Source organism: Kitasatospora sp. NPDC127060, from assembly GCF_042724935.1.
Taxonomy (GTDB): domain Bacteria; phylum Actinomycetota; class Actinomycetes; order Streptomycetales; family Streptomycetaceae; genus Kitasatospora.
On record NZ_JBHXEG010000146.1, the window covers coordinates 1 to 10,642 of the forward strand.

A 10,642-nucleotide genomic window follows, 5' to 3' on the forward strand; every position below is an offset into this window, starting at 1 on the left:
ACATTCCGAACCCGGAAGCTAAGCCTCACAGCGCCGATGGTACTGCAGGGGGGACCCTGTGGGAGAGTAGGACGCCGCCGAACAATTCTTCAGAAGAGCCCCCATCCGGTTTCCGGATGGGGGCTCTTCGCGTTGTGCCGGAAATCGGACGGAATCCGGCGGGCGGGCGTCGGGTGACCCCCGCCGAGTGGCTGGGTTCCGTCAATATGCCGCTAAAACCGCCTGATCAGTGCACCGATCAGCGGAATACCGCCGCTCACACCGTAGTCTCGAAGGCGGGGGAACAGGTGTCCGGGGGTGGCTCCCGGACGGAGCCGGATCAAGAATGGTGCTCATGGGACGAGGCAGGCTGCGCATCTACCTCGGGGCGGCCCCCGGGGTCGGCAAGACGTACGCCATGCTCGCCGAGGCACACCGGCGGCAGGAGCGTGGCACGGACGTCGTGGTGGCGTTCGTGGAGGACCACGGCCGCCGACGGACCGCGGACCTCGTCGCCGGGCTGGAGGTCGTGCTGCGGCAGCAGGTGGTGCACCGGGGTGCGCGGTTCTCCGAGATGGACCTGGACGCCGTGCTGGCGCGCCGCCCGCAGGTGGCGCTGGTGGACGAGCTGGCCCACACCAACGTGCCCGGCTGCCGCAACGAGAAGCGCTGGCAGGACGTCGAGGAGCTGCTCGCGGCCGGGATCGACGTGATCTCCACCGTGAACGTCCAGCACCTGGAGTCGCTCGGGGACGCCGTCGAGGGCATCACCGGGGTGCGCCAGCGCGAGACCGTCCCGGACGAGGTGGTCCGCCGGGCGGATCAGATCGAGCTGGTGGACATGTCCCCGCAGGCGCTGCGGCGCCGGCTGGCGCACGGCAACGTCTACATGCCGGAGAAGATCGACGCCGCGCTCGCCAACTACTTCCGCCCGGGCAACCTGACCGCGCTGCGCGAGCTGGCGCTGCTGTGGACCGCCGACCGGGTGGACGAGTACCTGCAGAAGTACCGCGCCGAGCAGGGCATCGTGGGCACCTGGCAGGCCCGGGAGCGGATCGTGGTCGGCCTGACCGGCGGCCCGGAGGGGGCGACGCTGATCCGCCGGGCGGCCCGCATCGCGGCCCGCGTCTCCGGCGGTGAGCTGCTGGCCGTCCACATCTCCCGCTCGGACGGGCTTGCCGGCACCGGTTCGCCGCAGACGCTGATCGAGCAGCGCGCCCTGGTGGAGAGCCTCGGCGGCTCCTTCCACAACGTCCTGGGCGACGACCCCGCCGAGGGGCTGCTGGAGTTCGCCCGCGGGGTGAACGCCACCCAGATCGTGCTGGGCACCAGCCGCCGGCCCGGCTGGCAGTACCTGTACGGGCCCGGCGTCGGCACCCTGGTCACCCAGAAGGCCGGGGACATCGACGTCCACATGGTCACCCACGAGCACGCCGGGCACGGGCGCCGGAACAAGATACCCGTGCGGCGGATCACCGACCTGGGCCGGACCAGGACCGTCGCGGGCTGGCTGATCGGACTGGTCGGGCCGCCGGTGCTGGCGCTGGTGCTGACCACCATCGGCGGGCTGGGCCTGTCCACCGACATGCTGCTGTTCCTGTCGCTGACGGTGTGCGCGGCACTCGTCGGCGGGCTGCTGCCGTCGATCGGTTCGGCGCTGGTCGGCTCCTCGGTGCTGAACTTCTACTTCACCCCGCCGCTGCACACGTTCTCGATCAACGAGCCGCAGAACATCATGGCGGTGGCGATATTCACCGTCGTCGGGTGCTCGGTCGCCTCCGTGGTGGACCTGGCGGCCCGGCGCACTCACCAGGCGGCCCGCGCCCAGGCCGAGGCACAGACGCTCAGCGCGCTGGCCGGCACCGTGCTGCGCGGCGCCCCGAACGGGGACGGGGTGCTGACCGCACTGATGGAACAGGTCCGGGAGACCTTCGGCCAGGAGAGCGCCGCGCTGCTGGAGCGCCCGGAGCCGACCGGCGGCTGGGCGCCGGTCGCCACCGCGGGGCCACACCCGCCGCAGCGGCCCGAGGAGGCCGACGTTGACGTCCCGGTCGGCGAGAGCCTGGCCCTGGTACTGCGCGGCCGGGTGCTGCCCGGCACCGACCGGCGGCTGCTGGGGGCGTTCGCCGCGCAGGCCGCCGTGGTGCTGGAGCGCCGCGGGCTGGCCCGGGAAGCCGCCGCCGCCCGTCGGGAGGCCGAGGGCAACCGGATCCGCACCGCCCTGCTGGCCGCCGTCTCGCACGACCTGCGCACCCCGCTGGCGGGCATCAAGGCCTCGGTGACCTCGCTGCGCTCGGCCGACGTCGAGTGGGACCCGGAGGACGAGGCCGAGCTGCTGGCCGGGATCGAGGCCGGCGCCGACCGGCTCGACCACCTGATCAACAACCTCCTCGACATGAGCCGACTGCAGACCGGCACCGTCACCCCGCTGATCCAGGAGACCGACCTGGACGAGGTGGTGCCGTACGCGCTCGGCGGGGTCCCGCCGGAGTCCGTCCGGCTGGAGGTGCCGGAGACGTTGCCGATGATCCGGGCCGACGGCGGGCTGCTGGAGCGCTCGCTGGCCAACCTGGTCGAGAACGCCGTCAAGTACAGCCCGGACGGCGTCAAGGTCCTGGTCAAGGCCGACGCCCTGCAGCCGCCCGGCCGGACCGGCCGGGTCGAGTTGCGGATCGTGGACCGCGGGCCGGGTGTGCCCGAGGACGCCAAGGAGCGGATCTTCGCGCCGTTCCAGCGCTACGGGGACGCGCCGCGCGGCGCCGGGGTCGGCCTCGGGCTCGCGGTGGCGCGCGGGTTCGTCGAGGCGATGGACGGTACCGTCACCGCGGAGGACACCCCCGGCGGAGGCCTGACCATGGTCGTCAGCCTGCCCGCCGTCGAACGGCCGCCCGAACCGGACCGGGTGGGCGGCGAGGGCGACGATCCGCTCTCGGAACTGATCACGTGAGTTCCGGCTGATCGCGGCAGGGCCCGGCGCGGGTCCGGCCCACCGCCCGGCGGCCCACGGTGCACGAACAGCCAAGACACAGTCCGTAAGATCCGACAGCCTGAAAGGCGGAGCCCGTAAATGACCCGGGTCCTCGTCGTGGACGACGAACCGCAGATCGTCCGCGCACTGGTGATCAACCTCAAGGCCCGCAAGTACGAGGTGGACGCGGCCCACGACGGGGCGAGCGCGCTGGAACTGGCCGCCGCCCGCCACCCGGACGTGGTCGTCCTCGACCTGGGTTTGCCCGACATGGACGGCGTGGAGGTGATCCGCGGCCTGCGCGGCTGGACCCGGGTGCCGATCATCGTGCTGTCAGCCCGGCACGCCTCGGACGAGAAGGTCGAGGCCCTGGACGCCGGTGCCGACGACTACGTGACCAAGCCCTTCGGGATGGACGAGCTGCTCGCCCGGATGCGCGCCGCCGTGCGCCGGGCCGAGCCGGTCGCCGGGGAGGACGACTCGCTGGTCGTCACCGAGAGCTTCACCGTCGACCTCGCAGCGAAGAAGGTCAACCGGGACGGCACCGACGTACGCCTCACGCCCACCGAATGGCACCTGCTGGAGGTGCTGGTCCGCAACGCCGGTCGGCTGGTCAGCCAGACCCAGCTGCTCCAGGAGGTGTGGGGCCCGGCCTACCGCACCGAGACCAACTACCTGCGGGTCTACCTCGCCCAGCTGCGCCGCAAGCTGGAGCGGGACCCTTCGCACCCGCGCCACTTCATCACCGAACCGGGCATGGGCTACCGCTTCGAGAGCTGAGCAGGGGTTCGAAGACCGGCCCGTACGGCCCCCCGACGGCTGCGACGCCTGCCGCCGGGGGGCCGGAACCCGGTACCCTGCCGACATGAGTGGTGACAACAGCAGCGGCCAGCCGCAGGGGCGGTTCCGCCGCATTCTCAGCCGGCTGACCTCCTCGGCCGAGGAACTGGACGCCGAGGACCTGCGCCAGGAGAGCGCCGCCGAGTCCGGCTGCACGCCGATCGCCGGCTGCACGGACCGGCAGCTGGTCACCGTCGCGGGCACGCTGCGCACGGTGACGCTCCGCCCGCGGGCCGGGGTGCCGGCCCTGGAGGCCGAGCTCTTCGACGGCACCGAGGCACTGGAGGTCGTCTGGCTGGGCCGCCGCTCGATCGCAGGGATAGAGCCGGGCCGCCGGCTCGTCGCCAGCGGCCGGATCAGCCACGCACGCGGGCGCCGCGTGCTGTTCAACCCCCGATACGAGCTGCGTCCGGTGGGACACGGGAGCGAATGAGCGTGAGCAACCACCCCGGCGGCGACGCCGCCGCCCGGATCGACCTGGACGCCACCGACGTGGCGGCCTGGCAGGACGCCGCCGCCGCGGAGGCCGCGGACGGACTGGCCCGGTCGATCGAGGGCACCGCGCCGGCCGCCGAGCGGCCTCTGGACCCGGCGGCCGCAGAAGCCGCCCGGAAGGCCGCCTCCAAGGAGGCCGCCGACACCGTCCTCCAGGCCTTCGGCGGCGTGCGCGGCATGATCGACATGACGCTGCCCGGTCTGGTCTTCATCCTCACCTACAACGTCACCCACCAGGTCAGCGCCGCCGCCTGGGCCGCGCTCGGCCTGAGCGCGCTGTTCGTGGTGGCCCGGCTGGCCCGGCGGGAGACCATCCAGCACGCCTTCAGCGGGGTGTTCGGCGTCGCCCTCGGCGCCTGGATCGCGATGAAGAGCGGCAAGGCCGAGGACTTCTACCTCCCCGGCCTGCTCTGGAGCGTCGGCTACTGTGCGGCCATGGCGGTCTCCGCCCTGGTGCGCTGGCCGATGATCGGGGTGATGCTCGGCCCGATCACCGGTGAGATGTTCACCTGGCGCAAGGAGAACCCGGGCCGCCTCGCCGCCTACACCAAGGCGACCTGGGCCTGGGTGGTGATCATGGGCCTCAAGCCGGTGATCCTCTTCCCGCTGTACTTCACCCACAACGTCAACCTGCTCGGCTGGCTGAAGGTCGCCCTCGGCATCCCGCCGCTGCTGCTGGCGATGTACGTCACCTGGCAGATCCTGCTGAAGGCGCCGCCGCCGATCAAGGCGCCGCTGGACGACGAGGAGGAGCCGGCCAAGTAGCCGCTCCCTGCTCCCGCCCGCTCCCGCCCGCTACGGCAGAGGGCCCGCACCCTCCTGGGGGATGCGGGCCCTCTGCCGTACGCGCGTGCGGTTCCTGCCGTGCGGTTCCTACCGTGCAGGTTCCCGCTGGGCGGTTCCTACTGGGCGCCGGAGGTGGCCGACAGCAGCTGCTCCAGCTCCTCCTCGCGCTCCTGCGCCGCGACGAAGAGCAGCTCGTCGCCGCCCTCCAGGGTGTCGTCCTTGCCCGGCACCAGCACCCGGCCCTCGCGGATGATGCTCACCAGGGCGGTGTCCTGCGGCCAGGAGACGTCGCCGACCCGGGTGCCGACCAGTTCGGCCTCGCCGGCCAGGGTCAGCTCGACCAGGTTGGCATTGCCCTGGCTGAAGCGCATCAGGCGGACCAGGTCGCCGACGCTGACCGCCTCCTCGACCAGGGCGGACATCAGCCGCGGCGTGGACACGGCCACGTCCACGCCCCAGGACTCGTTGAAGAGCCACTCGTTCTTCGGGTTGTTCACCCGGGCGACCACTCGCGGCACGGCGTACTCGGTCTTGGCGAGCAGCGAGACGACCAGGTTGACCTTGTCGTCACCGGTCGCGGCGATCACCACGTGGCAGCGCTGCAGCGCCGCCTCGTCCAGCGAGGTGATCTCACAGGCGTCGGCCAGCAGCCACTCCGCCATGGGCACCCGCTCCACCGAGATGGAGTTGGGGTTCTTGTCGATCAGCAGGACCTCGTGACCGTTCTCCAGCAGCTCGCCCGCGATCGAGCGGCCCACGGCACCGGCACCGGCAATGGCGACCCGCATCAGTGACCCTCCTCCTTCGGTCCCTGCGCGAACGCGGCCTCGACCGCCGTCAGATCGGCCCGGCGCAGCATCACGTGCACCAGGTCGCCCTCCTGCACCACCATCTGCGGCGAGGGGAGCACCCCCTCGCCGAGCCGGGTCACGAACGACACCCGGGCGCCGGAGGCCTCCTCCAGGCGGCTGACCCGCTGACCGACCCAGCCCGGGTGGTACGCGACCTCGGCCAGCTGCACGCTGCCGCTCGGGTCCTGCCACAGCGGCTCGGCGCCGCTCGGCAGGAGCCGGCGCAGCATCTGGTCGGCGGTCCAGCGGACCGTCGCCACGGTCGGGATGCCCAGGCGCTGGTACACCTCGGCCCGGCGCGGGTCGTAGATCCGGGCCGCGACGTTCTCGATGCCGAAGGTCTCCCGGGCGACCCGGGCGGCGATGATGTTGGAGTTGTCGCCGCTGGAGACGGCGGCGAACGCGCCGGCCTCCTCGATGCCCGCCTCGCGCAGGGTGTCCTGGTCGAAGCCGACGCCGGTCACCCGGCGCCCGTTGAAGCCGGCGCCCAGGCGACGGAAGGCGGTCGGGTCCTGGTCGACCACGGCCACCGAGTGGCCCTGTTTCTCCAGGGCTCTCGCGAGGGCCGAGCCCACGCGGCCGCAGCCCATGATGACGATGTGCACCGGCGCTACCTCACCCATCCCGAAGGGTTCTTGACCTGCGCAAACACCGTTCATCTCCCTTTCCCGCCCGGTCCTGCCGGGACGAGGGTTCTCGTGGGGCGTCGGCCGGACTCCGCTCGACAACCAGAGTGTTGCCCACCGACTCGTATCCGACACGCTAGCCGGTCCACCGAACACAGTCGCGACGAAGGGGGGGATAAACGGCGCAAGTGCTGCCGGGAAAGCCCTACGATTCCTTAACGTGCCTATGCCGACTGACCTTCCGAAACGCCTCCTGATCGGGCGCGCCCTGCGCAGCGACAAGCTCGGAGAGACGCTCCTTCCCAAGCGGATCGCGCTGCCCGTCTTCGCCTCGGACGCGCTCTCCTCGGTCGCGTACGCCCCCGAGGAGATCCTGCTCACGCTCTCCGTCGCGGGAGCCTCGGCGATCCACTTCTCCTGGCAGATCGGCGTCGTGGTGGCGATCGTGATGCTCGCCGTCGTCGCCTCCTACCGGCAGAACGTGCACGCCTACCCCAGCGGCGGCGGTGACTACGAGGTGGCGACCGTCAACCACGGTCCGGCCTCCGGTCTGGTGGTTGCCGCGGCCCTGATGGTCGACTACGTGCTGACCGTCGCCGTCTCCACCACCTCGGGCGTCGCCAACGTGGTCTCCGCCGTCCCGGCACTGCGCGGCCACGAGATGATCGTCTCGGTGGTCGTGGTCGTGGTGCTGATGGGCATGAACCTGCGCGGGGTGCGCGAGTCCGGCTCCGCCTTCGCCGTCCCCACCTACGCCTTCATGGCGGGCGTCATCGGCATGGTCGGCTACGGCGTCTTCCGGCACTTCGTGCTCGGCCAGTCCATGCCCGCTGAGAGCTCCGGCTTCCAGCTCGCCGCCACCCCCGGCAACGACTCGCTGGCCGGCTTCGCGATGGTGTTCCTGCTGCTGAAGTCCTTCTCCTCCGGCTGCGCCGCGCTCACCGGTGTCGAGGCGATCTCCAACGGCGTGCCGGCCTTCCGCAAGCCGAAGAGCAAGAACGCGGCCACCACCCTGCTGCTGATGGCGAGCATCGCCGTGGTGATGTTCATGGGCATCATCTGGCTGGCCAGGCTGACCGGCGTGCAGATGGCCGAGAACCCGACCGAGCAGCTGGTCGGCGCCGGCTCCGGCTACCACCAGAAGACCGCGCTGGCGCAGATCAGCGAGGCCGTCTTCAACAACTTCACGCCCGGCTTCTACTTCGTCGCCGCCGTCACCGGCCTGATCCTGGTGCTCGCCGCCAACACCGCCTTCAACGGGTTCCCGGTGCTCGGCTCGATCCTCGCCCAGGACCGCTACCTGCCCCGCCAGCTGCACACCCGTGGCGACCGGCTGGCCTTCTCCAACGGCATCATCCTGCTGGCGATCGCCGCGATCCTGCTGATCATCGCCTTCAACGCGGACCCGACCCGGCTGATCCAGCTCTACATCGTCGGCGTCTTCGTCTCCTTCAACATGAGCCAGTCCGGCATGATCCGGCACTGGACCCGGCTGCTGCGCACCGAGACCGACCCGGCCAAGCGGCGCCACATGCAGCGCAGCCGGGCGATCAACGGCTTCGGCCTGGTGATGACCATGGCGGTGCTGATCGTCGTCCTGGTCACCAAGATCGGCCACGCCTGGATCGCGATCGCCGCGATGGTCGTGCTGTTCGTGATGATGAAGGGCATCCGTCGCCACTACGACCGGGTCTCCGACGAACTCATCGCCGCCGAGGAACCGGACGACGTGGTGCTGCCGACCCGGGTGCACGCCATCGTGCTGGTCTCCAAGCTGCACAAGCCGGCGCTGCGCGCCCTCGCCTACGCCAGGCTGGCCCGTGCCCAGACCCTGGAGGCCGTCACCGTCAACGTCGACGCGGCCGACACGGCGGCGCTGCGGCGGGAGTGGGACGAGCGCGGCATCGAGGTCCCGCTCAAGGTGCTGGACTCGCCGTACCGGGAGATTACCGGGCCGGTTCTGGACTACGTGAAGAACCTGCGGCGCAGCAGCCCGCGCGACGTGGTCGCCGTCTACATCCCCGAGTACGTGGTCGGCCACTGGTACGAGCACCTGCTGCACAACCAGAGCGCGCTGCGGCTCAAGGGGCGGCTGCTGTTCAAGCCCGGTGTGATGGTCACCTCGGTGCCCTGGCAGCTGGAGTCCTCCGAGCGGCGCAAGCCGCAGAAGGCCTGGTCGGCGCCGGGATCCGTCCGCCGTGGCGAGCCGCGGGCGCCGAAGGCCGTAAAGTCGAAGGATTCCGACCGTGCCGGTGCGAATGCCGGTGCCACCTCCGACCGCAGCAAGGACTCCTCCCAGTGACGCGCAACACTCCGCCCCGCTCCTCGGGCTCCTCCGGCGCCTCCGGCAAGGGCAAGGGCGCCCGTCGGGGCGGCTCCCAGCCCGGACAGGTGGCCCGGCCGCGCTGGGGCAAGCCGCAGCGACCGGAGGCCACCGACCGTGAGGGGCTGACGGCGCGCACGGCGCCGGTCGTGCCGGGGGAGGCCCCGGTCGAGAAGGCCGTCCGGGACGGGAAGGCCGTTCGGGACGGGAAGGCGGCCCGGGCGGAGAAGCCCGTGCGCGGTGAGAAGGCCGCGGGTGGCGAGAAGGCCGGGCGCGGTGAGAAGGCCGTGCGAGGCGGGAAGCCCGTCCAGGACGGCAAGGGCGCGGAACCGGCCGGCCGGAAGGCGCCGCGCAAGCAGGCGGTGCGGCCGCCGAAGGCGCTGCGCGGCCAGTCCGTGCGGGCCGCGCGGCCGGAGAAGCCGTCCGGGGACCCGCTGGTCGGCGAGCGCTACGAGGTCGAGGTCGGCCCGGTCGCGCACGGCGGCGGGCACTGCGTGGCCCGGCACGAGGGGCGGGTGCTGTTCGTCCGGCACGCGCTGCCCGGCGAGAAGGTGGTCGCGCTGGTGACCGAGGGCACCAGCACCTCGCGCTTCCTGCGCGCGGACGCGGTGGAGGTGCTGGAGCCCGCCAAGGACCGGATCGAGGCGCCCTGCCCGTTCGCCGGGCCGGGCAAGTGCGGCGGCTGCGACTGGCAGCACGTCACCCCGGGCGGGCAGCGCAAGCTCAAGGCGGCCGTGCTGACCGAGCAGCTGGCGAAGCTGGCCGGGCTGACCCCGGCCGAGGCGGGCTGGGACGGCAGCGTCGAGCCGGTCGGCGGCAAGCTGCAGGCCGGGCAGGTGCCGGCCTGGCGCACCCGGGTGCAGTACACGGTGGACGCGGAGAGCGGCAAGGTCGGGCTGCGCAAGCACCGCTCGCACGAGGTGCAGGTCATCGACCGCTGCCTGATCGCCGCCGAGGGCGTCACCGAACTGGGCATCGAGTCCCGGGACTGGCCGGGGGTGGCGAGCGTCGAGGCGGTCGCCGCGACCGGCTCCTCGGACCGCCAGGTCGTCCTGACCCCGCGCGACGGCGCCCAGCTGCCGCTGGTCGAGCTGGACAAGCCGGTGTCGATCGCCCGAATCGACGACCAGGGCGACGTGCACAAGGTGCACGGGCGCGGCTTCGTGCGAGAGCGGGCGGCCGGACGGACCTGGCGGGTCAGCAACGGCGGCTTCTGGCAGATCCACCCGGAGGCGCCGGACACCCTGGTCGACGCGGTGCTGGACGGCCTGGACCCGCAGTGGGGCGAGAGCGCGCTCGACCTGTACTGCGGGGTCGGCCTGTTCGCCGGCGCGCTCGCCGACCGGGTCGGCGAGGACGGTGCGGTGCTCGGCATCGAGTCCGCCCCGCAGGCCGTGGTCGACGCCCGGCACAACCTCGCCGCGCTGGACAACGTGCGGATCGAGTGCGACCGGGTCGAGACGCTGCTGCCGCGCACCGGCATCACCGCCACCGACCTGATCGTGCTGGACCCGCCCCGCTCCGGCGCCGGGCGCGAGACCGTCGGCCACCTGGTCGGCCTGGAGGCGCGCCGGATCGCGTACGTGGCCTGCGACCCGGCGGCGCTCGCCCGGGACCTGGCGTTCTTCCGCGAGGGCGGCTACCGGCTGGTCTCGCTGCGGGCCTTCGACCTGTTCCCGATGACCCACCACTTCGAGTGCGTGGCGATCCTGGAGCCGGCCGGGGCCTGACCCCGGTGACGCCCGAGGAGGCGGCCCCCGTCGTGGACGGGGGC

The 10,642-nt window shown here is 72.2% G+C and carries 8 protein-coding genes and 1 rRNA gene; 7 read left to right on the plus strand and 2 right to left on the minus strand.

Annotated features, from left to right (window positions below; translation table 11 throughout):
* The 5 genes from rrf to ACFWIS_RS39665 form a co-directional block, all read left to right on the plus strand.
* Positions 1-83: ribosomal RNA gene (gene rrf, locus ACFWIS_RS39645) — 5S ribosomal RNA — on the plus strand; the annotation flags it as partial.
* 251 nt (positions 84-334) lie between these two features.
* Entirely contained in the window at positions 335-2,926 is a 2,592-nt protein-coding gene (locus tag ACFWIS_RS39650; protein ID WP_380463568.1) for an ATP-binding protein, read from the plus strand.
* Positions 2,927-3,046: 120 nt separating this feature from the next.
* Complete coding sequence (locus ACFWIS_RS39655) at positions 3,047-3,727, plus strand: response regulator (RefSeq protein ID WP_033351413.1); 681 nt, start codon at positions 3,047-3,049, stop codon at positions 3,725-3,727.
* Between the two features lie 85 nt (positions 3,728-3,812).
* Positions 3,813-4,220 (plus strand): OB-fold nucleic acid binding domain-containing protein, encoded by a 408-nt coding sequence (locus ACFWIS_RS39660; protein ID WP_380463566.1) that lies wholly within the window; start codon positions 3,813-3,815, stop codon positions 4,218-4,220.
* A gap of 2 nt (positions 4,221-4,222) precedes the next feature.
* A complete protein-coding gene (locus ACFWIS_RS39665; protein WP_380463564.1) occupies positions 4,223-5,047 on the plus strand; it encodes a DUF3159 domain-containing protein in 825 nt (274 codons plus the stop codon).
* A gap of 137 nt (positions 5,048-5,184) precedes the next feature.
* Here the strand turns inward: ACFWIS_RS39665 and ACFWIS_RS39670 are convergent, their stop codons facing one another.
* Both ACFWIS_RS39670 and ACFWIS_RS39675 read right to left on the minus strand, forming a co-directional pair.
* Positions 5,185-5,856, minus strand: coding sequence for a TrkA family potassium uptake protein (locus ACFWIS_RS39670; RefSeq protein ID WP_350505498.1), 672 nt, complete (start codon positions 5,854-5,856; stop codon positions 5,185-5,187).
* Complete coding sequence (locus ACFWIS_RS39675) at positions 5,856-6,524, minus strand: potassium channel family protein (RefSeq protein ID WP_380463572.1); 669 nt, start codon at positions 6,522-6,524, stop codon at positions 5,856-5,858. Before ACFWIS_RS39675 ends, ACFWIS_RS39670 begins: the two co-directional genes overlap by 1 nt.
* Before the next feature lie 241 nt (positions 6,525-6,765).
* On the opposite strand from ACFWIS_RS39675, the gene ACFWIS_RS39680 reads away from it, so the two are divergent.
* Together ACFWIS_RS39680 and ACFWIS_RS39685 are read left to right on the plus strand one after the other, a co-directional pair.
* The gene (locus tag ACFWIS_RS39680; protein WP_380463562.1) at positions 6,766-8,847 is read left to right on the plus strand and encodes an APC family permease; all 2,082 of its coding nucleotides are present in this window, start codon (positions 6,766-6,768) and stop codon (positions 8,845-8,847) included.
* Positions 8,848-9,263: 416 nt separating this feature from the next.
* Positions 9,264-10,598, plus strand: coding sequence for a class I SAM-dependent RNA methyltransferase (locus ACFWIS_RS39685; protein ID WP_380463570.1), 1,335 nt, complete (start codon positions 9,264-9,266; stop codon positions 10,596-10,598).
* Positions 10,599-10,642: the final 44 nt, after the last annotated feature.

Excerpts from the sequence above, each read along its gene's own strand:
- ACFWIS_RS39655 (WP_033351413.1), top strand. The coding sequence starts at position 3,047 with ATGACCCGGGTCCTCGTCGTGGACGACGAACCGCAGATCGTCCGCGCA.
- ACFWIS_RS39650 (WP_380463568.1), top strand. The coding sequence starts at position 335 with ATGGGACGAGGCAGGCTGCGCATCTACCTCGGGGCGGCCCCCGGGGTC.
- ACFWIS_RS39670 (WP_350505498.1), bottom strand. The coding sequence starts at position 5,856 with ATGCGGGTCGCCATTGCCGGTGCCGGTGCCGTGGGCCGCTCGATCGCG.
- ACFWIS_RS39660 (WP_380463566.1), top strand. The coding sequence starts at position 3,813 with ATGAGTGGTGACAACAGCAGCGGCCAGCCGCAGGGGCGGTTCCGCCGC.